26 protein-coding genes are annotated in these 26,596 nt (G+C 70.0%); 9 read left to right on the top strand and 17 right to left on the bottom strand.

Annotated features, from left to right (window positions below; genetic code table 11):
- The first annotated feature begins 1 nt into the window (after position 1).
- From OG407_RS09405 to OG407_RS09395, 3 genes are all read left to right on the top strand, one after another.
- Positions 2 to 361, top strand: a complete 360-nt coding sequence (locus tag OG407_RS09405) for a hypothetical protein (RefSeq protein WP_365307303.1) — start codon at positions 2 to 4, stop codon at positions 359 to 361.
- Positions 362 to 366: 5 nt separating this feature from the next.
- Positions 367 to 2,085 (top strand): cation acetate symporter, encoded by a 1,719-nt coding sequence (locus OG407_RS09400; RefSeq protein WP_405856829.1) that lies wholly within the window; start codon positions 367 to 369, stop codon positions 2,083 to 2,085.
- Between the two features lie 67 nt (positions 2,086 to 2,152).
- Entirely contained in the window at positions 2,153 to 3,358 is a 1,206-nt protein-coding gene (locus OG407_RS09395) for a sensor histidine kinase (protein WP_405856827.1), read from the top strand.
- A gap of 6 nt (positions 3,359 to 3,364) precedes the next feature.
- On the opposite strand, the gene OG407_RS09390 is transcribed toward OG407_RS09395, so the two are convergent.
- The 7 genes from OG407_RS09390 to OG407_RS09360 all read right to left on the bottom strand — a co-directional run bounded on the left by OG407_RS09390 (position 3,365) and on the right by OG407_RS09360 (position 11,033).
- Positions 3,365 to 3,523 carry a hypothetical protein gene (locus OG407_RS09390; RefSeq protein WP_019070924.1) on the bottom strand — a complete coding sequence of 53 codons (159 nt, stop codon included), beginning with the start codon at positions 3,521 to 3,523 and terminating at the stop codon, positions 3,365 to 3,367.
- 13 nt (positions 3,524 to 3,536) lie between these two features.
- Entirely contained in the window at positions 3,537 to 5,381 is a 1,845-nt protein-coding gene (locus OG407_RS09385) for a protein kinase domain-containing protein (RefSeq protein ID WP_405856826.1), read from the bottom strand.
- Between the two features lie 25 nt (positions 5,382 to 5,406).
- Positions 5,407 to 6,393: a DUF6777 domain-containing protein gene (locus OG407_RS09380; RefSeq protein WP_405856824.1), complete on the bottom strand. Its 987-nt coding sequence runs from the start codon at positions 6,391 to 6,393 to the stop codon at positions 5,407 to 5,409.
- 368 nt (positions 6,394 to 6,761) lie between these two features.
- Entirely contained in the window at positions 6,762 to 7,712 is a 951-nt protein-coding gene (locus OG407_RS09375; RefSeq protein ID WP_405856822.1) for a cytochrome c oxidase assembly protein, read from the bottom strand.
- A 104-nt stretch (positions 7,713 to 7,816) separates the two neighbouring features.
- Entirely contained in the window at positions 7,817 to 8,842 is a 1,026-nt protein-coding gene (locus OG407_RS09370; RefSeq protein WP_328684801.1) for a 6-phosphofructokinase, read from the bottom strand.
- 202 nt (positions 8,843 to 9,044) lie between these two features.
- Positions 9,045 to 9,773 carry a type 1 glutamine amidotransferase gene (locus OG407_RS09365; RefSeq protein ID WP_405856820.1) on the bottom strand — a complete coding sequence of 243 codons (729 nt, stop codon included), beginning with the start codon at positions 9,771 to 9,773 and terminating at the stop codon, positions 9,045 to 9,047.
- Positions 9,774 to 9,794: 21 nt separating this feature from the next.
- Positions 9,795 to 11,033 (bottom strand): MurT ligase domain-containing protein, encoded by a 1,239-nt coding sequence (locus OG407_RS09360; protein ID WP_403593624.1) that lies wholly within the window; start codon positions 11,031 to 11,033, stop codon positions 9,795 to 9,797.
- A gap of 154 nt (positions 11,034 to 11,187) precedes the next feature.
- Here OG407_RS09360 and def point away from each other — a divergent pair, with 154 nt between their 5' ends.
- On the top strand, positions 11,188 to 11,727 hold the full coding sequence (def, locus tag OG407_RS09355) for a peptide deformylase (protein ID WP_405856818.1): 540 nt from the start codon (positions 11,188 to 11,190) through the stop codon (positions 11,725 to 11,727).
- A gap of 275 nt (positions 11,728 to 12,002) precedes the next feature.
- Here def and OG407_RS09350 read toward each other — a convergent pair whose 3' ends face one another.
- Complete coding sequence (locus OG407_RS09350; RefSeq protein ID WP_019070916.1) at positions 12,003 to 12,647, bottom strand: TetR family transcriptional regulator; 645 nt, start codon at positions 12,645 to 12,647, stop codon at positions 12,003 to 12,005.
- Between the two features lie 171 nt (positions 12,648 to 12,818).
- Here OG407_RS09350 and OG407_RS09345 point away from each other — a divergent pair, with 171 nt between their 5' ends.
- Positions 12,819 to 14,048 carry an acyl-CoA dehydrogenase family protein gene (locus OG407_RS09345; RefSeq protein ID WP_405856817.1) on the top strand — a complete coding sequence of 410 codons (1,230 nt, stop codon included), beginning with the start codon at positions 12,819 to 12,821 and terminating at the stop codon, positions 14,046 to 14,048.
- A 138-nt stretch (positions 14,049 to 14,186) separates the two neighbouring features.
- On the opposite strand, the gene OG407_RS09340 is transcribed toward OG407_RS09345, so the two are convergent.
- The 9 genes from OG407_RS09340 to OG407_RS09300 all read right to left on the bottom strand — a co-directional run bounded on the left by OG407_RS09340 (position 14,187) and on the right by OG407_RS09300 (position 22,388).
- Positions 14,187 to 14,708 carry a cupin domain-containing protein gene (locus OG407_RS09340; protein WP_405856815.1) on the bottom strand — a complete coding sequence of 174 codons (522 nt, stop codon included), beginning with the start codon at positions 14,706 to 14,708 and terminating at the stop codon, positions 14,187 to 14,189.
- A gap of 7 nt (positions 14,709 to 14,715) precedes the next feature.
- Positions 14,716 to 15,930: a cytochrome P450 gene (locus OG407_RS09335; RefSeq protein ID WP_405856813.1), complete on the bottom strand. Its 1,215-nt coding sequence runs from the start codon at positions 15,928 to 15,930 to the stop codon at positions 14,716 to 14,718.
- Positions 15,931 to 15,934: 4 nt separating this feature from the next.
- Positions 15,935 to 16,999 carry a type III polyketide synthase gene (locus OG407_RS09330; protein ID WP_365307291.1) on the bottom strand — a complete coding sequence of 355 codons (1,065 nt, stop codon included), beginning with the start codon at positions 16,997 to 16,999 and terminating at the stop codon, positions 15,935 to 15,937.
- A 124-nt stretch (positions 17,000 to 17,123) separates the two neighbouring features.
- Positions 17,124 to 17,483 (bottom strand): hypothetical protein, encoded by a 360-nt coding sequence (locus OG407_RS09325; RefSeq protein WP_405856812.1) that lies wholly within the window; start codon positions 17,481 to 17,483, stop codon positions 17,124 to 17,126.
- A 141-nt stretch (positions 17,484 to 17,624) separates the two neighbouring features.
- Positions 17,625 to 17,861 (bottom strand): DUF6213 family protein, encoded by a 237-nt coding sequence (locus OG407_RS09320; RefSeq protein ID WP_317880821.1) that lies wholly within the window; start codon positions 17,859 to 17,861, stop codon positions 17,625 to 17,627.
- 25 nt (positions 17,862 to 17,886) lie between these two features.
- Positions 17,887 to 19,272 (bottom strand): NADP-dependent succinic semialdehyde dehydrogenase, encoded by a 1,386-nt coding sequence (locus OG407_RS09315; protein ID WP_405856811.1) that lies wholly within the window; start codon positions 19,270 to 19,272, stop codon positions 17,887 to 17,889.
- 79 nt (positions 19,273 to 19,351) lie between these two features.
- Complete coding sequence (locus OG407_RS09310; RefSeq protein ID WP_405856809.1) at positions 19,352 to 19,828, bottom strand: NUDIX domain-containing protein; 477 nt, start codon at positions 19,826 to 19,828, stop codon at positions 19,352 to 19,354.
- Positions 19,825 to 21,363 carry an ATP-dependent DNA ligase gene (locus OG407_RS09305; RefSeq protein WP_405856807.1) on the bottom strand — a complete coding sequence of 513 codons (1,539 nt, stop codon included), beginning with the start codon at positions 21,361 to 21,363 and terminating at the stop codon, positions 19,825 to 19,827. The genes OG407_RS09310 and OG407_RS09305 overlap by 4 nt, the downstream gene beginning before the upstream one ends.
- A gap of 29 nt (positions 21,364 to 21,392) precedes the next feature.
- Positions 21,393 to 22,388: an NAD(P)/FAD-dependent oxidoreductase gene (locus OG407_RS09300; RefSeq protein WP_405856805.1), complete on the bottom strand. Its 996-nt coding sequence runs from the start codon at positions 22,386 to 22,388 to the stop codon at positions 21,393 to 21,395.
- A gap of 46 nt (positions 22,389 to 22,434) precedes the next feature.
- Here OG407_RS09300 and OG407_RS09295 point away from each other — a divergent pair, with 46 nt between their 5' ends.
- From OG407_RS09295 to OG407_RS09280, 4 genes are all read left to right on the top strand, one after another.
- Positions 22,435 to 23,016 carry a helix-turn-helix domain-containing protein gene (locus OG407_RS09295; RefSeq protein ID WP_405856803.1) on the top strand — a complete coding sequence of 194 codons (582 nt, stop codon included), beginning with the start codon at positions 22,435 to 22,437 and terminating at the stop codon, positions 23,014 to 23,016.
- A gap of 173 nt (positions 23,017 to 23,189) precedes the next feature.
- Positions 23,190 to 24,167: an NADPH:quinone oxidoreductase family protein gene (locus OG407_RS09290; protein ID WP_405856801.1), complete on the top strand. Its 978-nt coding sequence runs from the start codon at positions 23,190 to 23,192 to the stop codon at positions 24,165 to 24,167.
- Complete coding sequence (locus tag OG407_RS09285; protein ID WP_405856799.1) at positions 24,164 to 25,369, top strand: acyl-CoA dehydrogenase family protein; 1,206 nt, start codon at positions 24,164 to 24,166, stop codon at positions 25,367 to 25,369. Before OG407_RS09290 ends, OG407_RS09285 begins: the two co-directional genes overlap by 4 nt.
- Positions 25,366 to 26,439 (top strand): acyl-CoA dehydrogenase family protein, encoded by a 1,074-nt coding sequence (locus OG407_RS09280; protein WP_405856797.1) that lies wholly within the window; start codon positions 25,366 to 25,368, stop codon positions 26,437 to 26,439. The genes OG407_RS09285 and OG407_RS09280 overlap by 4 nt, the downstream gene beginning before the upstream one ends.
- The last annotated feature ends 157 nt before the right edge of the window (positions 26,440 to 26,596 follow it).

Genomic DNA, 26,596 nt, shown 5'->3' with positions numbered 1-26,596 from the left:
GGTGCCTCAAGACCCCACCGAACGCAGGGTCGTTGTCACCGGACCGCCCCGCCGCACCCGCCGCGCCTCCGGCTACTCCCGCCCCCGCACCGAGATCGACGAACAGACCACCCTCGGCCACACCTATGTCCGCTCCCTCATGCGCACCCAACTCCGCGCCGCCCTCACGGTGTTCGCGGTCCTCGTCCTCCTGGTCGGCCCGCTGCCCCTCGTCTTCGCGGCGACCCCGGACTCCCACCGCCTCGAATGGCTGATCCTCGGCTTCTGCCTCTACGCCCCGCTCGTCCTCCTCGCCCTCTGGTACGTGCGCCGAGCCGAACGCAACGAACGCGACTTCGTCCGCCTCGTCGAGGACCGCTGAGCCGGGTGAACTCCAGTTACGCGGTACCGGCGGTCGCCCTCGTCGTCGTGGTGACGGTCCTCGTCGGCGCCTTCGGCCTGCGCATCTCCCGCACCACCTCCGACTTCTACGTCGCCTCCCGCACCGTCGGCCCCCGCCTCAACGCGGCCGCCATCAGCGGCGAATACCTCTCCGCGGCCTCGTTCCTGGGCATCGCAGGCCTGGTCCTCGTCCAGGGCCCCGACATGCTCTGGTACCCGGTCGGCTACACGGCCGGATACCTGGTCCTCCTGCTGTTCGTCGCCGCCCCCCTGCGCCGCTCCGGCGCCTACACCCTCCCCGACTTCGCCGAGGCCCGCCTCGCCTCGCACGCCGTACGACGCCTCGCGGGCGCCTTCGTCGTCGGCGTCGGCTGGCTGTATCTGCTGCCTCAACTCCAGGGCGCGGGGCTCACGTTGACCGTCCTCACCGGCGCGCCCGACTCGCTCGGCGGACTGATCGTGGCCGTCGTCGTGGTCGCCACCGTCGCGGCCGGAGGCATGCGCAGCATCACCTTCGTGCAGGCCTTCCAGTACTGGCTGAAGCTCACCGCGCTGCTCGTCCCCGCCCTCTTCCTGATCCTCGCCTGGCAGAGCGACGGAGCACCCCGGCACGCCTTCGAGGAACCGGCAACGTTCCGCGAACAAAGGGCAGTTCGGGTCGACGAGACACTCGACCTCAGGCTCGACCGCCCCCTCACGGTCACGGTGACCGGCAAGGTCGACGGCCACACCCACGACGCCGCCAAGCTCCAACTCCCCGCCGGCACCCACCACATCGAGCGCGGCACCCGCCTCACCTTCGCCAAGGGCGCCCCCGTCCCCGTCCCCGTCGCCGACCGCGGCACCAACGGCGGCATGTCGACCTCGCTGGCCGCCAGCCGCGAGGAACGCCCGCTGTACGCGACGTACGGCCTCATCCTCGCCACCTTCCTCGGCACCATGGGCCTGCCCCACGTCGTCGTCCGCTTCTACACCAGCCCGCACGGCGTAGCCGCCCGCCGCACCACGGTCGCCGTCCTCGGCCTGATCGGCGCCTTCTACCTCCTCCCGCCCGTCTACGGCGCCCTCGGCCGCCTGTACACCCCCGAACTCACCCTCACCGGCGACGCCGACGCGGCCGTCCTCCTGCTGCCCGACCGCATGATCGGCGGCGTCGGCGGAGACCTGCTCGGCGCGCTGGTCGCGGGCGGCGCCTTCGCCGCGTTCCTGTCCACCGCCTCCGGGCTGACCATGGCCGTCGCCGGGGTCCTCACCCAGGACGTCCTCCCGTCGCGCGGAGTACGGCACTTCAGGCTCGGCACGGTTCTCGCCATGGCCGTACCGCTGGCGGCGAGCGTCCTCGTCGGCGGGCTGCCCGTCGCCGACGCCGTGGGACTGGCGTTCGCCGTGTCGGCGTCCTCCTTCTGCCCGTTGCTGGTCCTCGGCATCTGGTGGACGCGGCTCACCCCGCCCGGTGCGGCGGCCGGGATGCTGGTGGGCGGCGGGTCGGCGTTCGTCGCGGTGGCCGCGACCATGGCGGGCTTCCCCGGCACCGGACCCCTGCACGCCCTGCTCGCCTGGCCCGCGCTCTGGTCGGTGCCGCTGGGGTTCCTCACCATGGTGCTGGTGTCCCTGGCCACGCCGGGCCGGGTGCCGACGGGCACGGCGGCGATCCTGGCGCGGTTCCATCTGCCGGAGGAGCTGCGGGCGGAGGTGAAGGCGTGACGGAGTCCGGGCGCGGCTTCGGCGCCGCCGCGGGCGGATCGCCCAACTGCCTTGCGGAGGAGGCCACATGAGCGGATTCCTGGCCGGCCTCTGCGTCGCCGTACTCCCGCTGCTGGCCGCCGGGTTCTGGCTCGGCCGACGCACCGCACGCCCCGAGAGCCTCGGCGGGCTCGGCACCCCGGTCGAGCACGCCACCTTCCAGACCCTGCACACCGCGTCCCTCGCCGCGCCCCCGCTGCGTGCCGGGCTCACCGGGGAGACGGCCCGCCGCTCCGCCCGGAGACTGCGCACACTCCTCGGCACCGACGCGCTGTGCCTGACCGACCAGAAGCAGGTCCTCGCCTGGGAGGGCGTCGGCGACCATCACCGGACCGAGATCATGGAACGGCTCGCGGGCCCCCTGGAGACCGGCCGGGGCGAGGCGTTCCGGCTCAACTGCGACGCCCCCGATTGCCCGTTGCGCTGGGCCGTGGTCGCCCCGCTCACCGTCGACGACCGGGTCCACGGCGCACTGGTCGCCTGCGCACCGCGCGAGTCGGCTGTCCTCGTCCGAGCCGCTGGAGAGGTGGCCCGCTGGGTCTCCGTACAACTGGAGTTGGCGGATCTGGACCAGTCCCGTACCCGTCTGATCGAGGCCGAGATCAAGGCACTTCGGGCCCAGATCTCCCCGCACTTCATCTTCAACTCGCTCGCGGTGATCGCGTCCTTCGTCCGCACCGACCCCGAACGCGCCCGCGAACTGCTCCTGGAATTCGCCGACTTCACCCGCTACTCGTTCCGCAGGCACGGCGACTTCACCACCCTCGCCGACGAACTCCACGCCATCGACCACTACTTGGCGCTCGTCCGCGCCCGCTTCGGCGAACGGCTCTCCGTCACCCTGCAGATCGCGCCCGAGGTACTGCCGGTAGCGCTCCCGTTCCTCTGCCTGCAACCGCTCGTCGAGAACGCCGTGAAGCACGGCCTCGAAGGCAAGGCCGACAAGAGCCGGATCAGCATCACCGCGCAGGACGCGGGCGCCGAGGCACTTGTCGTCATCGAGGACGACGGCGCCGGCATGGACCCCGACCTGCTCCGCCGCATCCTGGCGGGCGAGGTCAGCCCCTCGGGCGGCATCGGCCTGTCCAACGTCGACGACCGGCTCCGCCAGGTCTACGGCGACGACTACGGCCTCGTCATCGAGACCGCCGTGGGAGCGGGCATGAAGATCACCGCCCGGCTGCCGAAGTACCAGCCGGGCGTGCACTCGGCGAGCCGGCGGAGTGAGCCGTAGCGGGGGTCAGGTGCTGCGCGTGGCCACCATCCCGAGGGTGATCAGCCCGAGCACGACCCAGCCGAACCACAGCCAGCCGTTACTCCCGAGCGCCACCGTGTAGGCCGTCACCACCACCAGACCGCCGACGGTGATCACCCCCATGGTCTTCGTGGAACCGGGCATCGCAACACCCTCCTCAAGATTCGTCCCCCTCCATGGTGCCCCCGTTCTGCCTCCGAACGGCGCACACGACGAAATGTGTACCCGACTTCCACGGTCCCTGACTCGTCCAGGAGGCCGCCTCGTAGACCGACGGATCGAAGCCGTAGTCGGCCGGCGGGACATCCCGGGCACACGCGGCGTCCGATTCCGTACGCGCCTGGGCCAGCGTGACGCCGGCGCCCAACCGGGTGAACCCGAGCACTTCCTGATCATGCTTGCCGGTGCAGGCGACCAGGCTCGCGGCCCGGTCCGAGGGCACGGCCAGACAGTCCCGCTTCTGCATCGTCGACGTGTCCGCGAACGCCGACCCTAGGGCGCGACGGCTGCCCAGCGGCCCGTAGACCGGCCCGTGCGCGCCCAGCACCAGACACGCGGTGCGATGCCCGGCGGCCTCGAAACCCGCGTCGGTCGGTACGACGGCGAAGCCCCGCACGTCCGCGAGCTTCTCCCGCACCTCCCGCGTCCGCTCCGCACACCGGTCCGCCCCGACCTCGCGCGCCTCTCCCGCGGACGCGGTGGAGACCAAAGCCATCACCTGCCCGTCGGGCACGGAGTTCCGGCAGGTGGGGTCGACGGCGAGCCTCGGCGTCCCCTGGAAGGGCTTCCCACCGGGCCAGTCGGCGGTGACACAGTCGCCGTTCTTGAGCGGCGCGGAGAGCCCGACGGTGCTGCCGTACGGCGAACTGTCCTTCTTCGCGCTCGTGTTGTCGCCGGACGACTGGTGGGCCATGGCGTACCAGACGCCGCCCAGGGCGAGGGCGAGCCCGAGCAGGCCCGCGAGGACGGCCTGGAGGAGCCGGGGACGCGGGCGACGGCGCCGGCCGCCGGGGGAGGACGAGGGAGGTGGCTGCCCTGCCGTGAAGGGCACCGCCTGCCCCTCCCAGGGTGATGGCGAGCCGAGGTCGGTCTGGGTCCGGGCATACGATCCCGCCCCCGCCCCCGGGTCCGTCTGCGGCGTCACGATCCGCGCCAGCGCCGCCTCGGCCTCCGGCGCCGGAATCCGCCGTAGCGGATCCTTCTCCAGCATCGCGTGGAGCAGCGGGGACAGGGCGCCCGCGTGGACCGGGGGCAGCGGGTCCTCCATGACCACCGCGGTGATCTCCGCGAGCGGGGTCTCGCGGACGAAGGGGCCGTGGCCCTCGACGGCGTGGTACAGCGTGCAGCCCAGCGAGAACAGGTCGGCCGCGGCGGTCGGCGGCCCGCCCGTGGCCCGCTCCGGCGCCAGATAACCCGCCGTACCGACGAGCACGGACGTCAGCGTGTACCGCGTCTCCCCGGCGTCCGGCTGCACGGAGATCCCGTAGTCGGTGAGCAGGACGCGGGCATACGGCGAACCGGTGCGGTCCGGCGCGAGCAGGATGTTCGCCGGTTTCACGTCCCGGTGCATCACGCCCCGCTGGTGCCCGGCGGTCAGCGCGTCGAGTACGGCGAGCCCGATGCGGGCGCACTCCGCCGGGGCCAGGGAGCCGTACCGGCCGACCATGTCGCGCAGGTCCACGGCGTCCGCCACGTACTCCATGACGATCCAGGGCAGCCCCTCGTGCTCCAGCACGTCATGGACGGTCACCACATGGGGGTGCCCGCGCAACCCCGCCGCGTTCCGTGCCTCGGCCCGGGCCCGCGCGACCCGGGCCTCCCGTTCGGCGTCGGCGTAGGCCGGGTTGCTGAACACGATCTCCTTGAGCGCGACTTCACAGGCCAGCCGCTGGTCATGTGCGAGCCACACATGTCCCATCCCGCCACTGCCCAGCCGGTTCAACAGGAGATAGCGGCCGGCGATGACCCGGCCCACTCCCGAGGTCGGCGATCCCTGTGGCATCCGGACTCCTCCTTCCGGGTCCGCGTCACGTCTCGGTCGTGGTGGCGGTGGTGGCGGTGGGCGTGCCGGTCGTCATGGAGGCGCCGGCGGTGACGGGCGCGCTGCTGATGACCGGGGCGCTCGGCGGGGGTGAGTGGGACACCACCGAGGGCGAACCGGTCGTAGACGAACCGCTGGACGGTGGCGGGTCGTTCGTGGGGGAGGACGGTGGCGGCGACGAGGACGTGGGCGGTGCTGGTGCGGACGTCGAGGGCGGTGCCGTGGACGTCGGCGGAGCAAGCGTCGGCCCGGAGGTCGTCGGACCCGGGGGAGTGGAAGCAGCGCCCCCACTCGTCCCACCGGCCACGTTCAGCAGCACGTACTCCCCGAACCGCAGCTCGGTCCCGGCCGGCGGATCGGTAGCAGTGACCTGCGCATCGTCGGACGGCACCGCACTCCCGCCGTACCCGACGGCCAGCCCCCTGCTCACCAGTTGCCGCCGTGCGTCCCCGAACGTCGCCCCCGCGAGGTCGGGCACAGCGTGCTGCTGCCGGGCGTCGAAGGTGGTGTCGTGCCTGCCCGTCGTACCGACCGGACGCGTGATGCCGGTGTCGGGATCGTCGACGTCGACGAGCGCGAGTCCCTCCATCTTCCGCGGCGCCGGACGCACGGCCACGACCGAGGACGCGTGATATCCGTTCCACTTCTCGTTGCCGTCCGCGAACTTGACGGAAATACGGCTCGCGTCGCCCTTGAAGGGGCGCAGTGGATTTCCGCACGAGCACTTCGCGGCGGGTTCTCCCTGCTCGTCGACGAGAATCGCGATTCCCGCCTGGAGAAGGGAGTTGTAGGGCGTGGCCTTTTCCTTTTTGTAGTCGTGGTTCTGTACGAGAGTGTCGTGACGCAGGAGTACGGGTGTGAGCCGATCCAGATAGGCCGGTATCTGATCCGTGGTGATCCCCAGTACGCCCGACCAGGCAACGGCCTTCGGACGATTCGCGGGATCGGTCAGAAACCTCTTGAGCTTAGCCACGTCACAGACGGTCGGCTTCTTGGTGCCCCCGTACAGCCCAGGCGTGTCCCCCTGCTGCAAGCTGCCCCGCACGGGCATCGAACGCACTGCGGCGTCCTGCCCCAGTCCCTGTTTCTCGTCGAAGAAAGGCGCGAGTGACGGAACTCGTGCGGCGACCGCCTGCACGGCGAACAAATGTGCGCCCCCGCCGCATCCGCTCAGTCCGCTCACGACCAGCACGCAGCCGAGCAGCACGGCGATCCTGCGGACGATCGAAATTCCGGTCCTTTGCAGAACAGCGCGAAATGTCATGACCGCTCCCCCCGGTGGCGGTTCCCCCATCGCGCTTATGCTACTGAACTAAATTTCCGTTCAGTTGCCGCATGTGTTCAATTGCTTCGTGTGTTCAATGAGGCCAAATAGGCGTTGTACGCCTCAAGTTCCTTGTCGCCGTCCCGGTCGGCGGCCCGGTCCTGGCGCTTGGCCTGCCGCTGTTCCGAGCTGTACCACTGGAACAGCAGGGCGATCAGCACCAGTACGGACGGGACCTCGCTGAACGCCCAGGCGATACCGCCGGCCGCGTTCTGATCGGAGAGCGCGTCGATGCCGAGCGAGGCGGGCGGGTTCTTGAACGTCTCGACCATCGGCTCCGACGCCATCATCAACGCGATGCCGAAGAACGCGTGGAACGGCATCCCGGCGAACAGCTCCAGCATCCGCATCAGATAGCCGGGCCGGCTCGGCCCCGGGTCCACACCCATGATCGGCCAGAAGAACACCACACCGACGGCCAGGAAGTGCACCATCATCGCGATGTGCCCGGTCTTCGACCCCATCAGGAAATCGAAGATCGGCGTGAAGTACAGCGCGTAGAGGCTCGCGATGAACAGCGGGATCGTGAACGCGGGATGCGTGATGATCTTCATGTACCGGCTGTGCAGAAACATCAACAGCAGCTCGCGGGGCCCCTTGTGACCCCGGGCCGCCGGAGGCAGCGCGCGCAACGCCAGGGTGACCGGGGCACCGAGCAGCAACAGGATCGGCGTCAGCATGCTGATGACCATGTGCTGCACCATGTGCACGCTGAACATGACCATGCCGTAGTCGTTGAGCTTGGTGCACATCACCAGCCCGATGGTCAGCACACCGATGACGAAAGAGATCGTCCGCCCCACAGGCCATGCGTCCCCCCGCCGCCGCAACCGCACGACCCCCCAGCCGTACAGCCCGAGCCCGAGCAGGCAGGCGGTCAGGAAGAACGGGTCGGCCGACCACTCAAGCCCGCGCGCAAAGGTAAACGGCGGCAGATCCATGGTCATACCGTGCCCGCCGTGATCCATCGAACGGCTCCTGATTCGTGGGGGTTGTGCAAGTCTGTCCGCACACAGACTAGAACTGCCCCCGGTCACGATCGTGACCGGGGGCAGTTTCGCTCACGCACGAGCTACAGCACGCACTCGGCCTCTTCATACCGATCAGCAGGCACGGTCTTCAACGTCTCCACCGCGTCCGCCAACGACACCATCACGATGTCGGTCCCCCGAAGCGCGGTCATCTTCCCGAACTCCCCCCGATGCGCGGCCTCCACCGCATGCCACCCGAACCGGGTGGCAAGCACACGGTCGTACGCGGTCGGCGTACCACCCCGCTGCACATGCCCGAGAATCACCGGCCGCGCTTCCTTGCCGAGCCGTTCCTCCAGCTCGATGGAGAGCTGCCGAGCGATCCCGGCGAAGCGCTCGTGACCGTAGACGTCCTTCTTGCCCTCGTCGAAGTCCATGGACCCCGCCCGCGGCTTCGCGCCCTCCGCCGCGACCACTATCGCGAACCTCTTGCCCGCTGCGAAGCGTTCGCCGACCCGCGCCGCCAACTCCTCGATGTCGAAGGGCCGTTCAGGTACGACGATGGCGTGCGCGCCGGCCGCCATGCCGGAGTGGAGCGCGATCCAACCGGTGTGGCGGCCCATGACCTCCACGACGAGGACGCGCTGGTGGGACTCGGCGGTGGTCTTGAGCCGGTCGAGCGCCTCGGTCGCGACACCGACCGCCGTGTCGAAGCCGAAGGTGACGTCCGTGACCGCGATGTCGTTGTCGATGGTCTTGGGGACGCCGACGACCGGGAGACCGGCGTCGTACATCAGCTTGGCGGCCTTGAGCGTGCCCTCGCCGCCGATCGGGATGATCGCGTCGAGGCCGAGTTCCTCGACATGTCCTCGGGCCCGCTCGACACCGTCCCGGAGCTGGGAGGGCTGGACGCGGGAGGAGCCGAGGATGGTGCCGCCGCGAGCGAGGATGCCGCTCACCGCGTCGAGGTCGAGCTTGAGGTAGTCGCACTCCAGGAGGCCTTTCCAGCCGTCACGGAAGCCGATGACCTCGTCGCCGTGGTCGACGACGGCGCGGTGCACGACGGACCGGATGACGGCGTTCAGGCCGGGGCAGTCGCCGCCGGACGTGAGGACACCAATGCGCATAGCCCGAAAGAACCTTCTCGACGTGGACCGGGACCGGACCGCGTTGTCCGGTATGAACCCCGCCACCCTAGCGGCAGAAGGGGGCGGGGTCGTAGCGTGCGTCCGCCTGCTGGACGACCCCGCTCACCTGCGCGGACGAGCCGTCAGACGGGCTGGTTGCCGGTATCCGAAGCGGAGATGGACACCCGCCCTCGGACCTGGTTCAGGCAGGCTGCTGAGCTGCGCCGATGCGCTCGTTGCGGAGCGCCTCGTACCAGCGGTCGTCGATCGGCGGCAGCGCGTTCACATCGAGGGCCAGCTTCAGCAGCAGGTCCGCGATCAGCGGGTTGCGGGCGAGCACGGGCCCGTGCATGTAGGTCCCGAACACCGTGTCGTTGTACGCGCCCTCCGTGCCGTCGCCCGTGCCGTTGCCCTTGCCCAGCCGCACCTGCGCGAACGGGCGGGCGGTGGGGCCGAGATGGGTGATGCCCTGGTGGTTCTCGAAGCCGGTCAGCTGGGGCAGGCCCAGGCGGGCGTCGATGTCGCCGAGGACGTCACCGACGCACCGCTCGCCCTCGCCGCGCGTCGACACCACGTCGAGCAGGCCGAGGCCGGGCTCGCGCTGGCCGAGGTCGTTGATGAACTCGTGGCCGAGGATCTGGTAGCCGGCGCACACCGAGAAGACGATCGCGCCGTTGCCGACGGCCCGGTGCAGGCCGCCGTCACGGCGCAGGCGCTCCGCCGCGAGGCGCTGCGGGCGGTCCTCGCCGCCGCCGATCAGGTAGATGTCGCCCGAGGTCGGGATGGGCTGGTCGCTGCGCACGTCCAGCCGGGCCACGTCGAGGCCGCGCTGCCGTGCCCGGCGTTCCACGACAAGGGCGTTGCCCTGGTCGCCGTAGGTGCTCAGCAGGTCCGGGTAGATCCACACCAGACGCAGCTGGTTGTCGCTCATGGTCAATTCGTCCTCTGAGTCTCAGTTGCCGACGCGGCGGCGCAGGTCCTGGAACGCGGTGTAGTTCGCGATGACCTCGATCCGGCCGGGCGGCGCCTGCTGCACGGCCTGGTCGAGGTTGTCGCAGACCTGGAAGTGCTGGTTCGCCACTTCCAGGCGGACCGCGAGGTCCAGCTTGCGGTCGCCCACGACGAAGATGGGGTGGCCGGTCAGTCGGGTGTAGTCGACGTCCCAGAGCCACGAGGTGTCGGTGCCGTCGGCGCCGCGCGCGTTCACCGAGAGGATCACCGGGGTCGGCGGCGGATCGATCAGGCTGAACGTTTCGAGCCAGCCCGCCGGGTTCTTCGCCAGCAGCAGACGCAGGTCGCGCTGCATGAACTGGACGACGTCATAACGTCCGGCGACGGCCTGCACCCGGTACATGCGCTCCAGGGCGACCTGCGGCGGCACCCCGAAGACGGCGGCGACCGCGGCGGAGGACGCGGCGTTGGCCTTGTTGGCGCGCCCCGGCAGCTGGAGGTGAATGGGCCAGGCGGAGCCGTGCGGATCGAGAACATGGTCCCCGGACAGTGACCAACTCGGCGTCGGCCGACGGAATCCGCACTCGCCGCAGAACCAGTCGTCGCCGGGCCGCTGCATCACGCCACCGCAGGACGGGCAGGACCAGGCGTCGTCCTTCCACATCTGCCCGGCGGCGACCCAGATCACGTTCGGGGAGGAGGAAGCGGCCCACACGACCAACGGGTCGTCGGCATTGGCGACGACGACGGCCTTGGAACCCGACAGCCCCTCACGCCAGTTCTCCGCGAGCATGCGGGTCTCGGCCGCGCGGTCCAACTGGTCGCGGGAGAGGTTGAGCAGAGCGATGCACTTGGGGTCGGTGTCGCGGGCGACGCCGGCGAGGTACTTCTCGTCGACCTCGATGACACCGAACTTGGCGGCCGAGCCACCGGCCAGCGCCGAGGTGATGCCGGCGGGCATGTTGGCGCCGAGCGCGTTCGAGACGACCTCGCCGGCGGCCCCGAGGGCCTCGGCGATCAAACGCGTCGTCGTGGTCTTGCCGTTGGTGGCCGAGACGAGCGTCACGTCCAGGTTCTGTGCGAGCCGGGCGAGCAGGTCGGGGTCGAGTTTGAGTGCCACTCGGCCGCCGATCACCGATCCGCTGCCCCGCCCCGCGGCACGCGATGCCGCCGCGACCGCCTTGCCCGCCGTCACGGCCAGCTTGGCCCGCGGCGTGAGCGGGTCCGAGTTGCCTGCCATCAGTTCTCGATCCTCCTTGCGTACGCGCCGCGCCTCTGCCTCCGGCAACGTGGTGTGGACCTCAGCCTATCGAGATCCTTATCGGTGCCCGAACCGCGGCACCGCGAACCCCTCGCGGCGGGCGTGCGCCGTAGAGAACCGTACCCTTGCGCCCATGCGATACGGCTCCATCCCGGGCGCCCACGGGCGAGTCCGTCCCCTCACCCTGCTCGGCGACCCCCTGCTCCATACCCAGTGCACCGAGGTAACAGACTTCGGCCCGGAACTCGCCTGCCTCGTAGAGGACTTGTTCGCGACGATGTACGCGGCCCAGGGGGTGGGCCTCGCCGCGAACCAAGTAGGCGAGTCCCTGCGGGTGTTCGTCTACGACTGCCCCGACGACGAGGACACCCGCCACCTGGGCCATGTGGTGAACCCACGCCTGGTGGAGACGGACGGTGTGGTGCTGAGAGGCCCGGAGGGCTGCCTCTCGTTGCCGGGCCTTGAGGCGGGAACCGAGCGCTACGACCACGCGGTCATCGAGGGCTTCACGATGACCGGCGACCCGATCACCGTCCACGGCACGGGTTGGTTCGCAAGGTGCTTGCAGCACGAGTACGACCACGTGGAAGGCCGGGTATACGCGGACCACTTGACGGGCTGGCGCCACAAACGCTTGATGCGACAGGTGGCCCGAGCGACATGGCACCGGTGAGGCTGATGCCTCTAGGGGTTGCGGCCAACTCTCAACACCGGTGACCGAGGTCTTTTTAGGGGCGCGGGGCTGTGCCGATGTGCGGCTTCGCCGCGTGGGCGCGACCAGTTCTCAACACCGGTGAGCGAGGTTTTTTTAGGGGTGCGGGGCTGTGCCGATGTGCGGCTTCGCCGCGTGGGCGCGACCAGTCCTCAACACCGGTGAGCGAGGTTTTTTAGGGGCGCGGGGAACTGCGCGACCAGCCCCCACCGGACGCGCACCCGAAATACAACCGGCTAAAACCCCGGCCCACCGACCTTGTCCCCGGCGGCAGCCAACCGCCCCCACAGCAGATCAGCCAAACTCCGCACCAACTCAGCCCGGGAACAAGGCCGTTCACCCAGCCACCAGTCACCCGCCGCGTGCATCATCCCGACGATCCCATGCCCCCACACCCGAGCCAGTTGCTGACTGTTGGGCCCGAGATCCACCCGCTCCTCGATGACCTGAGCCAACTCCTCGCCCATACGCCGGAGCAGCGGAACAGAGTGATTCCCCGTGTCGAACCCCTGATCCGCGGTCTGCCCACCCTCCACGGGATGCATCAGGAACCGGTACACCTGGGGCAGCGCCTCGATCGCGGCGAGGTAGGTGTCGAGCGTGGCCTCAACCCGCTCCCGACGCTCAGCGGGCGCATCCAACGCCGCCCGCAACGAAGACAACAGGGCATCCGTATGCCGCTTGGCAAGAGCCGCGTAGAGTCCACCCTTGTCCCCGAAGTGCCGGTACAGAATCGGCTTCGTAATACCCGCTTCCGCGGCGATCGCGTTCATCGAGGCCTGCGGACCATCACGCAGCACCACTCTGTCCGCGGCCTCCAACAACTCGCGCCGTCGGCGGTCGGCGGACCGCTGTTGATCGGTCCGCTGCGTGGTGTCCATGATCTCTCCCCACCCGTGCTGAATCGGTGACGCCTGCGCAAACTAACACTCAATGGCCCCAACGCCTCGAACGGGCTGCCGAGTGGTCATCGGGAGTTGACTTTTCCTACCCGTCGGTAACAGACTCTGTCGTTACCGCAAGTAACATGCTAGTGCGCTGCTGGAGGAGTCATGGCCGAGTTCACCATGGAACTCAACGACGAACAGAAGGAGGTGCGGGACTGGCTGCACGGCTTCGCCGCCGACGTCATCCGCCCCGCCGCCGCCGAATGGGACGAGCGTGAGGAGACTCCCTGGCCGGTCATCCAGGAGGCCGCGAAGGTAGGCATCTACTCCCTGGACTTCTACGCCCAGCAGTACTTCGACCCCACCGGCCTCGGCATCCCGATGGCCATGGAGGAACTGTTCTGGGGCGACGCGGGCATAGCCCTCTCCATAGTCGGCACCGGTCTCGCCGCGGTCGGCGTCCTCGCCAACGGCACCGAGGAGCAGATCGGCACCTGGATCCCCCAGATGTACGGCGACGCCAATGACGTGAAGGTCGCCGCCTTCTGCTCCTCCGAGCCCGACGCCGGATCCGACGTGGCCTCCATGCGCACGCGTGCCGTGTACGACGAGGCCAAGGGCGAGTGGGTGCTCAACGGCACCAAGACCTGGGCGACCAACGGTGGTATCGCCAACGTCCACGTCGTCGTCGCGGTCGTCGACGCGGACCTCGGCTCCAAGGGCCACGCCTCCTTCATCGTCCCGTCGGGCACGCCGGGCCTGTCCCAGGGGCAGAAGTTCAAGAAGCACGGCATCCGCGCCTCGCACACTGCCGAGGTCGTCCTGGAGGACGTACGCATCCCCGGTTCCTGCCTGCTCGGCGGCAAGGAGAAGCTCGACGAGCGCCTCGCCCGCGCCCGTGAGCGCGCGAAGGCCGGCGGCGGCGAGCGGGTGAAGAACGCGGCGATGGCCACGTTCGAGGCGTCCCGCCCGGCCGTCGGCGCGATGGCGGTGGGCACGGCCCGTGCCGCGTACGAGGTCGCCCTCGACTACGCGATGACCCGCGAGCAGTTCGGCCGCCCGATCATCGACAACCAGGGTGTCGCCTTCCAGCTCGCCGACATGCGTACGTCCATCGACGCGGCGCGGCTGCTCGTGTGGCGGGCGTCCTGGATGGCCGTCAACGGCAAGCAGTTCACGGCGGCCGAGGGGTCGATGTCGAAGCTGTTCGCGAGCGAGACGGCGAAGAAGGTGACCGGGCAGGCGATTCAGATCCTCGGCGGGAATGGCTACACCCGTGAGTATCCGGTGGAGCGGATGCACCGGGACGCGGCGATCTACACGATCTTCGAGGGCACCAGTGAGATTCAGCGGCTGGTGATCGCGCGGACGTTGTCCGGGATGCCGATTCGTTGAGATTCGAGTGCGGCCCGGTGGGGGCTGAGCGCGCAGTTCCCCGCGCCCCTTAAAAACACGGGTGCCTAAGCGGTTTTAGGGGCGCGGGGAACTGCGCGCTCAGCCCCCACCGGGCCGCAGACAAAGAACCGACGAAACTCACCGGTGTTTCAACGGCGTCAGCTGCTCGATGTCGTACCGGCCCCGCAACTCCTCGATAGCCGCATGATCCGGCGGCCCCCCACCCCCGAGAATCTCCAACAGCTCCTCGAAATACCGCTCATGATCCGGCGGCGGAGACGCCTGGAAAAACATCTTCGCCGCCGTCTCCGTGGGGTTCGAGAACGCGTGCGGACACCCGGGCGGTACGACGACCACCGTCCCCGGAGTCGCCCGTACGACCCGCGTGCCCGAACTCGACTCCCACCGCTGCCAGTTGTCAGGGGTCCGGATCCGCGGCTCGAAGGCGAGGACATCCAGCTCGCCTTCGAGCACGTAGAACAACTCCTCGCTACGGGTGTGCACATGGGCCCCGACATCGAACCCCGGCGGCACCACCACCTCGAAGGTCGACGCGGTCCGCGAGTGCGAGCCGGTCACCTTGAACGTCACGTGCTGCGCCGGTGTCTGGACGACCCGGCCGTGACCCGGCGGCACCAGCAGCCCCTCCGTCGCCGTCATCGGCACCTCACCACGTCACCGGCAGTGCCTCGGGCCCGCGGATCAACGCGCCCTTCTTGAACGGCACTTCATCGGCCGGGACCGCGAGCCGCAACCCCGGCAGCCGGTCCAGCAGGGCGTCCACCAGCAGTTCGGACTCCAGCCGCGCCAGCATGTTGCCGGGGCAGAAGTGCGGTCCGAAGCCGAAGGAGACGTGCGGGTTCGGGCTGCGCGTGAAGTCGATCCGGTCCGGGTCCGGGAACACGTCCGGGTCCCGGTTCGCGGCCAGGTACGACACGTAGACCGGGTCGCCCGCGCGCATCCGTACCCCGCGGATCTCCACGTCCTCCATGGCGATCCGGGACAGTCCGACCGCGTTGCGGTGCGGGATGTAGCGCAGCAGTTCGTCGATGGCCTGGGGCCTCAACTCCGGTTCGGTGCGCAGCCGTTCGACGAGATCCGGGCGGGTCAGCAGCAGGTAGAACATCTGCCCGCTGTTGTTGGTGACCGCCTCGCCGCCGATCTGCAGCAGCACCGCGAGCCCGACCGCCTCCTCCAGGGTGATCTCCTCCCGGCCCACGGCGGCACCGAGCAGCGAGGCGACGTCCTCGCCGTCGCCGCCCTCCCGCAGACCGATGAGATCGCCGAAGTACGCGCCCATCTCCTGCTTCGCCTTCTCGCTGACCTTGGCGCCGTGCGAGGAGGACAGGATGAGCTGGGTCCAGGTGTGCATGCCGTGCCGGTCGGCGGCCGGGACGCCCATCAGCTCGCAGATCACCGCGATGGGGAAGGGGCTCAGCACCGCCTCGGTGAGATCGGCCGGCGGTCCGTGCTGGAGCACGTCGTCGATCAACTCGTCCAGCAGCAGCCGGGATTGCTCCCGCACCCGCTCCACCCCGCGCGCCGTGAACGCCGGGGCGACCGAGCGCCGTAGCCGGGTGTGGTCCGGCGGGTCGAGGAAGCCGACCGCGCCGCGGGCGGGGATGAAGTGCGGGGCGAGCCGGGTCACCGGCTGGTCCATCACCGCCTCGCGGCTGAACCGGGGATCGTTGGTGACCATCCGCACGTCGTCGTGCCGGGTGACCAGCCAGGCCCAGCCCTCGCCGTTGGGCAGCTTGATCCGGTTGACCGGACCCTCCCGCATCAGCTTGGCGAGGACCGGGTCGAAGTCCACCCCGGTCAGATCGAGGGCCGGCCAGGGCCGGACCGGGGGCAGGGTCTCGGTGAGCGTCTCTTCAGTCACGTACTCACGCCGTCTCTCGGTCGTCGCTGTGCCAGCGGCCCAGGGCCATCTCGGCGGTGATACCGGGTCCGAACCCGGCGAGCAGTCCACGCGCCCGGTCCTCGGCGCCGCCCTCGTCGAACAGCCGGCGCAGCGCGTCCAGGACGACGGCGCTGGCGATGTTGCCGTACTCGGTGAGGGTGGCCCGGCTGAACCGGAACGCGTGCGGGTCGACCTGCAGGAACTTGCTCAGGTCGTCGAGTATTCGGGGCCCGCCCGCGTGGACTATGTAGAAGTCCAGGTCGGCCGCGTCCCAGCCGTGCAGTCCCGCGAGGTCCTGGAGCGCCGGCGCGAGGGGCTCCATGGTGGCCGGCACCCGCTTGTCCAGCAGGAAGTGGAAGCCGGTGGCCCGGACGTCGTACATGATCCACTCTTCGGTCTTGGGGATCAGGTACGACCCGTTGCGCTCCAGCTGGATGCCCGTGCCGCCGCGCCCGCGCACCACCGCGGCGGCGATGCCGTCGCCGAACAGGCCGTTGGAGAGCAGGGAGCCGATGCCGAGGTCGGTCGGCTGGTAGCACAGCGAGCAGAACTCGCAGGCGACGATGAGCGCGTTGGCGTCCGGGTAGGCCGTGCAGAAGTCGTGCGCCCGGTTGATGGCCGCGCCGCCGGCCGCGCAGCCCAGCTGGGCGATCGGGATCTGGCGGGTGGTGGCGTCGAACGCCATCTCGTTGATCAGCCAGGCCGTGAGCGACGGCATCATGAAGCCCGTGCACGAGACGTAGATGATCACGTCGATGTCGGTGGTGAGCAGCTCCGCCTCGTCGAGCGCGCGCTGCACGACCGACGGGACGCGGGCCTTCGCCTCGGCCGTGTAGATCCGGTTGCGGTCCTCGAACCCGGGGTGCTTCAGGGTCTCCTCGATGGGCTGCACGATGTGCCGGGTGCGCACACCGGTGTTCTCGATCAGCCGGAGGGCCAGCGGCAGGTTGGGGTGGTCCGCGTGACGGGAGCGCGCCAGCTCCAGCGTCTCCTCCATCGTGATCACGTGCTCGGGAACCGACACCGAGGGCTTGCACAAAGTCGCCATGAACCGTCCCTGCTTTCGCCTTCCGGAAGGCCTTCGCCCGCCGGTCAGAAGGTGGTTCACCTCAGAGGGTGGTGCACCCACGATCACCCTTGAGGGCGACGATCTCTCGGTGGACTACTCCAATTCAGGGACCCTGTGTAAAGGTCGGATCAGTATCCGGACCCCGGCCGAAGAAGGACGCGATGACCACCAACCCTTTGGCAGCCCGGATCGAGACCGGTGCCGCCCCCGAGAAATCCTCGCAACCCTGGCCCTGGAACAACACCGGGTGATCCCGGCAGACCGCCGCGCTTTCCCGCATCTGGCGCAACGCCCGGAGACGACCCCGGAGGCATCGGTTCTCTTCGAGTTCCTGGCGGAGGGAACGGAATGGGGCGGCTATTGCGCGAAAATCGCCGCCGCGCTGCGCGAGCACTACGCCTTCACGGACGAGGCCTGCGGTTTCTTCGATTTCTTCGCCGAGCCAGCGCCGGAACTGGTCCACGGATACAGCCGCAGCCTCAAGTACTACGAGGCAATGTTCTGGAACACGCTGGGGGGAAGATCCCCAGGGGCGCGGGGCTGTATCTATTTGCGGCTCCGCCGCGTGGGCGCGACAAGCCACGGCGCACCCGCACTCAGCGAACTACGACGACCCCCCACTGCTATGGGCGATGCAGGCCACGTCAATACGGTCCGCCAGCTTCGCCAGCTCGATCGTCAACGCAGCCACCGTGTCCTCGTCGAGCCCCTCTTCACCGGCCTCGACAAGATGCAGCCACCGCCCACCCACGGTACGCAAAAGCTTGCTGACATCCGCGGCAGCCACCTGCAAGGTCCCGCGGTCGTCGACGATCAGAGGCAGAGTCACTTCGCGGTTCACAGAGGGGATCGTAGCCGCGGAACGCTCACGCTCCGTGCCATACCGTGGTGATGTTGCAGAACTCGCGGATTCCGTGCCCCGACAGCTCCCGCCCGTACCCGGACCGCTTCACCCCGCCGAACGGGAACGCCGGATGCGACGCGGTCATCCCGTTGAAGAACACCCCGCCCGCCTCCAGGTCCCGTACGAACCGCTCGACCTCCGCCTCGTCCCGCGTCCACACGTTGGAACTCAGCCCGAACGGCGTGTCGTTGGCGAGGAGGACGGCCTCGTCGAGGCCGCCGACCCGGTACAGCGTGGCGACGGGCCCGAACGTCTCCTCGCGGTGGATCCGCATCTCGCGGGTGATGTCGGTGAGGACGGTCGGCGAGTAGAACCAGCCGGGCCCGTCCGGCCGCTCACCACCGCACAGCACGGTCGCCCCGCTCTCCACCGCGTCGTCGACGAGTTCCTCCAGATCGCTGCGGCCCTGCTCACTCGCGACCGGCCCGACCTCGGTCTCCTCCTCCAGCGGATCACCGACCGTGAGCGCCTTCATGCCCGCCACGAACCGTTCGGCGAACGCGTCGAAGACATCCGCGTGCACGATGAACCGCTTGGCGGCGATGCACGACTGCCCGTTGTTCTGCACCCGCGCGGTCACCGCGATCTGCGCGGCCCGGTCGATGTCGGCGGACGGCATGACGACGTACGGGTCGCTGCCGCCCAGTTCCAGCACCGTCTTCTTGACCATGTCGCCGGCGACGGACGCGACCGCGCGCCCGGCGGGTTCGCTGCCGGTGAGGGTGGCGGCCTTGACCCGCTCGTCGCGCAGGATCTCCTCGATCGCGCCGGAACCGACCAGCAGGGTCTGGAAGGCGCCCGCCGGGAAGCCCGCGCGGTGGAACAGGTCCTCCAGGTAGAGGGCGGTCTGCGGAACGTTCGACGCGTGCTTGAGCAGACCGACGTTGCCGGCCATCAGCGCGGGCGCGGCGAAGCGGATCACCTGCCACAACGGGAAGTTCCACGGCATCACCGCGAGGACGGGGCCCAGCGGCCGGTAGCGCACCAGGGCCCGTGAACCGCCGGAGTCCTTGACGTCGGCCGCGGCGGGCTGTTCGTCGGCGAGGAGTTCCTCGGCGTGGTCGGCGTACCAGCGCATCGACTTCGCGCACTTGGCCGCCTCCGCGCGGGCCTGCTTGACCGGCTTGCCCATCTCCGTGGTCATGATCCGGCCGATGTCCTGCTGGTCCTCGTCGAGCAGATCGGCGGCCCGGTGCATGAGCCGGGCGCGCTCGGCGAAGGCGGACGTGCGGTACGTGCGGAACGTGGCCTCCGCGAGCTGGAGCCGGCGCTCGATCTCCTCGGCACCCATGGCCTCGTACGTCTTGAGCGTCTCGCCGTTCGCCGGGTTGACCGTCGCGATGGGCATGGCTGACCTCCTGGAGCGGGCTGTGCTTCGACCTTCCCGCGTGGCACGGGTGACCGCAACGCGTACACATGTCGCGCGCTCAGTCCGAGTGCTCCGTCAGCCGGTCGAGAAACGTGGCCTGTGCGGTGACGACGACCTCCCGCGCCCGTTCGAGGCTCAGCCACTCCACCCGGTCCAGCTCCGGGAACTCCTGGACCTGCCCCGACTTCGGCGGCCACTCCATCCGGAAGGTGCCGGGAACCATGGCCGCCGGGTCCAGATCCGCCTCGATCGCCCACGCGGTGACGACCTTCCCGTTGCTCTGCCGCACCTCACCCAGCTCGATCGCCTCACCCTCGGGCGGCGCGAGCCCCAGCTCCTCCCGGAACTCACGCCGGGCCGCGTCCCAGGCGGCCTCGTCGGGCTCGTACTCGCCCTTCGGCACACTCCACGCCCCCGCGTCCCGGCGCGCGAAGAACGGGCCACCCATATGGCCGAGCAACACCTCCAGCCCACGTTCGGTGTGCCGGAACAACAACAGCCCGGCGCTCCGCTTCCCCCGCGCGTCCCCACTCACGGCTTCACCTCCGGATGTGCCGCCAACAACGTCTCCACCGAGTCCGCCTCCTCCGCCCGCTTGTCCTCCCGATACCGCACGACCCGCGCGAAGCGCAGCGTGACACCGGCCGGATAGCGGGTCGACTTCTGCAGTCCGTCATACGCGATTTCTACGACGAGTTCGGGCCGTACGGTCACCACGTGGCCGTCGCTCTCCACGGCCAGCTCCTGGAGACGCTCGGTCTGCCAGGTCAGCAGGGCGTCGGTCATCCCCTTGAAGGTCTTGCCGAGCATCGCGAAGGAACCGTCCGAACTCCGGGCGCCCAGATGGAGGTTGGAGAGTTTTCCGGTGCGGCGGCCGTGCCCCCACTCGGCGGCCAGGACGACCAGGTCCAGCGTGTGGACGGGTTTCACCTTCAGCCAAGAGGCGCCCCTGCGGCCCGCGTTGTAGGGGGCGTCGAGGCCTTTGACTACGACCCCCTCGTGGCCGCGCCTCAAGGTCTCGGCGAGGAAGGCCTCGGCTGCCGGGACATCCTCGGGGCCGGACACGAGCGTTCGGCGGACGCGCATCGGCTCAGGCACCAACTGGGCCAGTTCCGCGTGCCGTTCGGCGAACGGCAGGTCGAGCAGATCGCGGCCGTCGACGGACAGTACGTCGAAGAACACGGGGGAGACGGGGACCGTCGCGGCGGCCGTCGCCACGTCCACCCGCGAACCCACCCGGCCCGCCGTCTCCTGGAAGGAACGGGGCCGCCCGTCCTCGTCGAAGGAGATGACCTCACCGTCCAGGATGAATCGCTCGCCGCTCAACTCCAGTGCGGCGGCGGTGAGTTCGGGCAGGCGGTCGGTGATGTCGTCGAGGGTGCGGGTGTAGAGCCGTACGACCTCGCCGTCGCGGTGGACCTGGACGCGGATGCCGTCGAGTTTCTCCTCGACCGCGCAACCGCCCAGCTTCTCTACCGCTTCCGCTACGGAGGCGGCGCTGTGCGCGAGCATCGGCAGGACCGGGCGCCCCACGGTCAGCCGGAAGCGGTCGAGGGAGGCGGGCCCGTCCGCGAGCAGGGCCTCGGCCACCGTCCGGAGCGAACCGGCCAGCATCACGGCCCGCCGAACGTCCGTCGCGGGCGCGCCAGTTGCCTCGGCCAGCCCCTCCACGGCGACCGCGTCCAGGGCGCCCTGCCGGACCTCGCCGGTGATCAGGCCGAACAGGAAACGCTGCTCGTCGGCGGTGGCCGCCCCCATCAACTCGCCCACCAGACGGGCGCGTTCGGTCTGCGAACCGGCTCCCGACACCTTGCCGAGGTCGGTGAGCCGGGCGTCGACCTCTCGCACGGTGAGAGTGGGTTCGGTGGCCGGGTCGACCTGCTGGCTGAGCACCTTCCAGCCGATGCCGAGCCGCCCCTGTGGCAGGCGGCCCGCCAGATAGGGGATGACGATCGGGACGTCGTCCGGCGCCGCGTCCCGGAAGAGCTCCGCGAGCAGGGCGATCTTCCGGGACCGCGCCGAGGTGGCGGCGACCTCCTGGGACACATGCGCGAGCCGGGTCAGCAGCATGCAGCCATCGTGCAACGGAGCCGGGCGGTCTACACCCGGACGGCCGCGTCGAGATCGCTCATGAGCAGCTCGCCGTTGATCGTGGCGCCCGCCCGGTACCCGGCGGAGGCCGCGTTCACGACCTGCTCCGCGAAGCCCATCGCGTTGCCGACGGCCCACACCCCGGGCACGGTCGTCAGCCCCGTCGGGTCGACCACGGGGTACGCGCCGAACGGAGTCTCCTGCAACTCGGCGCCCAGCTTCTCCAGGAGGCTGGTCTGCGGAACGGCCCGAGGCGCCACGAACAGGGCCTCGCGGGGGTGCGTGGTGCCTCGCCCGGAGGGGGCCCCAGTAAGGCGGACGCCGGTGAGCCGGTCGTCCTCGACGACCAGTTCCGCGACCTCGCCGGGGACCACGGAGACCCCGGCCGCGGCCAGCCTGCGCAGGTCGTCGTCCGTCAGCTCGGACTCGGCGACGGTGTGCAGGAACAGGGTCACGTCCTTGGACCACTGCGACACGATCAGCGCTTGGTGCACGCTCATCGGCGTTGTCGCGAGCACCCCGAAGGCCTGGTCACGGACCTCCCAGCCGTGGCAGTACGGGCAGTGGATCACGTCCCGCCCGAAGCGCTCGGCGACTCCGGGGACGGCGGGCAACTCGTCCTTGAGCCCGGTGGCGACGACGATCCGCCGCGCGTGCACGGTCTCCCCACCGGCCAGCGCTACGGCGAAGTCCTCGCCCTCGCTCTTCGTGACGTCCACCGCGCGGTCCCGGACGAGGTCGACGCCGTAGCGCGCGATCTCCTCGCGGCCCAGGGTGAGGAACTCGGCGGGTGACATGCCGTCCCGGGACAGGTAGCCCTGCATGTGCGCGGCGGGCGTGTTGCGCGGCTCGCCGGCGTCGACGACCAGCGTGCGGCGCCGGGACCGGCCCAGGACCAGCGCGGCGGAGAGCCCCGCCGCTCCGCCGCCGATGACGACCACTTCGTAGGTTCCGGTACGTGTCTCGGTCACGGTGACCACCTCCACCCCCGAAGGTCGCCCCATCGCTGCCGTATTGACAAACGTGTTTGCCGAAACTGCAATATCGGTCATGAACGACGACACGGACGAGGTCCTGGCGGAGGTCGGCCCGCGACTGCGGCGGATCCGGAAGGAGCGGGGCGCGACCCTCGCCGGGCTCTCGGAGACGACCGGCATCTCGGTGAGCACGCTGTCCCGCCTGGAGTCCGGCCTCCGCAAGCCCAGCCTGGAGCTGCTGCTGCCGATCGCGCGGGCCCATCAGGTGCCGTTGGACGAGCTGGTGGGGACGTCGGCTGTGAGCGATCCCCGGGTGCGGGCCGAGCCGATCCAGCGGCACGGCCGCACCTACTGGCCGCTCACCCGTCAGCCGGGCGGAGTCCAGGCCTTCAAGGTGCTGGTCCCGCAGCGCAAGGAGGAACCCGACCTGCGGACGCACGAGGGCTACGAGTGGCTGTACGTGATGTCCGGCCGGCTCCGCCTCGTGCTCGCCGAACACGACGTGGTGCTCGCGACGGGGGAGGCCGTCGAGTTCGACACGCGGGTACCGCACTGGTTCGGGTCGACGGGGGAGGGCCCCGCGGAGTTCCTGAGCCTGTTCGGCCCGCAGGGGGAGCGGATGCATGTCCGAGCACGCCCTAAGAAGGCCCGGTAAAGCGCGCCCTGAAGGGGCGCGGGGAACTGCGCGACCAGCCCCCACCGGCTTGCGGTCAAGGAACTACCCGCACCCACCCGACCGTGACGAACCCGACGGTTCCCTGATCGGCAAGCAACCGCTTAGTATGCAATCGACCCCGGTCAGCCAGAGCAGTCCCGTGGAGGCCCCGCATGCAGGCATGGCAAGTGCACCAGAACGGCGAGCCGAGTGAGGCGATGCGCCTGGAGGAGGTGCGGCAGCCGACCCCCGGTGCGGGCCAGGTCCTGCTGAAGGTGCGCGCCGCGAACATCAACTTCCCGGACGTCCTGATGTGCCGAGGCCACTACCAGGTCAAGCCTCCGCTCCCGTTCACCCCGGGCGTCGAGATCTGCGGCGAGACCGAGGTCGGCCGCCGCGTGATCGCCAACCCCGCGCTGCCGTACGGCGGTTTCGCCGAGTACGCGGTCGCGGACGCCGCCGGTCTGCTGCCCGCCCCCGACTCGCTGGACGACGCCGAGGCCGCCGCACTCCACATCGGCTACCAGACGGGCTGGTTCGCCCTCCACCAGCGCGCTCACCTGGAGGCGGGCGAGACCCTGCTCGTGCACGCCGCCGCCGGCGGGGTCGGCAGTGCGGCCGTACAGCTCGGCAAGGCAGCCGGTGCCACCGTCATCGGTGTCGTCGGCGGTGCCGAAAAGGCCGTCGTGGCACGGGAGTTGGGCTGCGACGTCGTGATCGACCGGCGTACCGAGGACGTCGTCGCGGCCGTCAAGGAGGCCACCGGCGGGCGCGGTGCCGACGTGATCTTCGACCCGGTCGGCGGCGACGCCTACACGCAGTCCACGAAGGCCGTCGCCTTCGAGGGCCGGATCGTGGTCGTGGGCTTCGCGAGCGGCACGATCCCGAGCCCCGGCCTCAACCACGCGCTGGTGAAGAACTACTCGATCCTGGGCCTGCATTGGGGCCTGTACGCCGTCAAGAACCCGAAGCTGATCCTCGACTGCCACGAGCGGTTGACCGACCTGGCCGCGCGAGGCGCCATCAAGCCGCTGGTGAGCGAGCGCGTGCCGCTGGCCGGTGCGGCCGCCGCCGTGCAGCGGGTCGGCGACGGTGTGACCACCGGCCGGGTCGTCGTCGTACCGTCGTTGGAGAACGGAGCCGCCGTATGAGCGAAGAGACCACGGGAGCGGCCGCGAGCGCGGCCGAACTGCGCCGCCGCGCCCAGGAGTTGCTGGCCGCGCACCCACCGCTGGAGACCGGCCAGCTCGACTTCCTCAAGGCCCGTTTCGACGCGGGACTCGCGTGGGTGCACTACCCCGAGGGGCTCGGCGGGCTGGGTGCCCCGCGTTCTCTCCAGGCCGTCGTGGACGCCGAGTTGGAGGCCGCGGGCGCCCCCGACAACGACCCGCGCCGGATCGGAATCGGCCTCGGCATGGCCGCCCCGACGGTCCTCCGCTTCGGCACCGAGGAGCAGAAGCAGCGCTTCCTCAGGCCGCTCTGGGTCGGCGAGGAGGTCTGGTGTCAGCTCTTCAGCGAGCCGGGCGCCGGGTCCGACCTGGCCGCGCTCGGCACGCGCGCGGTGCGTGAGGGCGACGAGTGGGTCGTCAACGGGCAGAAGGTGTGGACGTCCAGCGCCCATCTCGCCCGCTGGGCCATCCTCATCGCGCGCACCGACCCGGACGTGCCCAAGCACGCGGGCATCACCTACTTCATCTGCGACATGACCGACCCAGGCGTCGAGGTCAGGCCGCTGCGCCAGATCACCGGCGAGGCCGAGTTCAACGAGGTCTTCCTCACCAACGTCCGTATCCCGGACGCCCATCGCCTCGGCGAGATCGGCGACGGCTGGCGGGTCGCGCAGACCACGCTGATGAACGAGCGCGTCTCCATCGGCGGCATGCGCATCCCGCGCGAGGGCGGCATGATCGGCCCGGTCAGCCAAACCTGGCGCGAACGCCCGGAGTTGCGCACGCACGACCTCCACCAGCGCCTCCTCAAGCTCTGGGTGGAGGCCGAGGTCGCCCGCCTCTCCGGCGAGCGGCTGCGCCAGCAGCTCGTCGCGGGCCAGCCCGGCCACGAAGGCTCCGGCATGAAGCTCGCCTTCGCCCGCCTCAACCAGGAGATCAGCGGCCTGGAGGTCGAACTCCGGGGCGAGGAAGGCCTGTTGTACGACGACTGGACCATGCGGCGCCCGGAACTGGTGGACTTCACCGGCCGCGACGCCGGCTACCGCTACCTCCGCTCCAAGGGCAACAGCATCGAGGGCGGGACCAGCGAGGTCTTGCTGAACATCGTCGCCGAGCGCGTCCTGGGCCTCCCGGCCGAGCCGCGCACCGACAAGAACGTCGCGTGGAAGGACCTCTCCCGATGACAGATCTTCTCTACTCGGAGGAGGAAGAGGCGCTGCGCGCCGCCGTCCGGGACCTGCTCACCGACCACTGCGACGCGGCCGGCGTCATCGTGCGCACCGAGTCGGACGCCCCGCACGACCTGTCCCTCTGGAAGTCCCTCGCCGACGGTATGGGCCTCGCCGGCCTCCTGGTGCCCGAGGAGCGGGGCGGCCAGGGTGCCACGCACCGCGAAGTCGCCGTCGTGCTGGAGGAGTTGGGCCGCGCGGTCGCCCCCGTCCCGTATCTCACGAGCGCGGTCGTCGCCACCGAGGCACTCCTCGCGTGCGATGCGGACGACCTGCTCGCGGACCTGGCTTCGGGCCGGAAGATCGGCGTCCTCGCCGTCTCCCTGAGCGTCGCACCGGGCGGCGCCCACAAGGCCGTACGGCAGGAAAACGGCTCTCTGTACGGGGAGTTGACCGGCATCGCGGACGCGGCCGCCGCCGATGTGCTGCTGGTGCCGGGTGCGGACGGCGGGCTGTACGCCGTCGACGCGGGCGCCGTGACCGTCGTACCGCAGGTGTCCCTGGACCTGACCCGGCCGCTGGCGCGCGTGATGTTCGACGGGGCCGCAGGGCGTCGGATCGGGGACGCCGAACCCGCCGTACGGCGTGCTCTGCGGGCCGGGGCCGGGCTGCTCGCGTCCGAGCAACTCGGGCTCGCCGACTGGACGTTGACGGAGACGGTCCGGTATCTGAAGGAGCGCAAGCAGTTCAACCGGCCCGTCGGCGGGTTCCAGGCGCTGAAGCACCGGCTGGCGCAGCTGTGGCTGGAGGTCGTCAGCCTGCGGGCCGCCGCGCGCAACGCGGCCGACGCCCTCACGACCGGTGACGACACCGATGTGGCGGTCGCCGTCGCGCAGGCCTACGCGGCGTCCGTCGCCGTCCACGCGGCCGAGGAGGCCGTCCAGTTGCACGGCGGCATCGGCATGACGTGGGAGCACCCGGCCCACCTCTACCTGAAGCGGGCCAAGGCCGACTCGATCGCCTACGGCACGGCGGGCGCCCACCGCGAGGCGCTGGCGGAACTGGTCGATCTGCGCGCTCCCTGACCGCCGGTAGCCCCTTCGGTGAAGCCCGTCCCACCTGGGGCGGGCTTTTCCGTGCGCCCCCGCCGAAGGAGTGAACACGCGAGGGCAGTCCGGCCAACTCCTGTCATGTGCAGGTTCGTTAGGGTGCTCACCGCCTCATACTCCCTGTGGTTCTAGC

Source organism: Streptomyces sp. NBC_01515, from assembly GCF_045040345.1.
Taxonomy (GTDB): Bacteria; Actinomycetota; Actinomycetes; order Streptomycetales; family Streptomycetaceae; genus Streptomyces.
The sequence above is the reverse complement of the archived record's forward strand: the minus strand, read 5'-3'. Positions and strand labels throughout refer to the sequence as shown.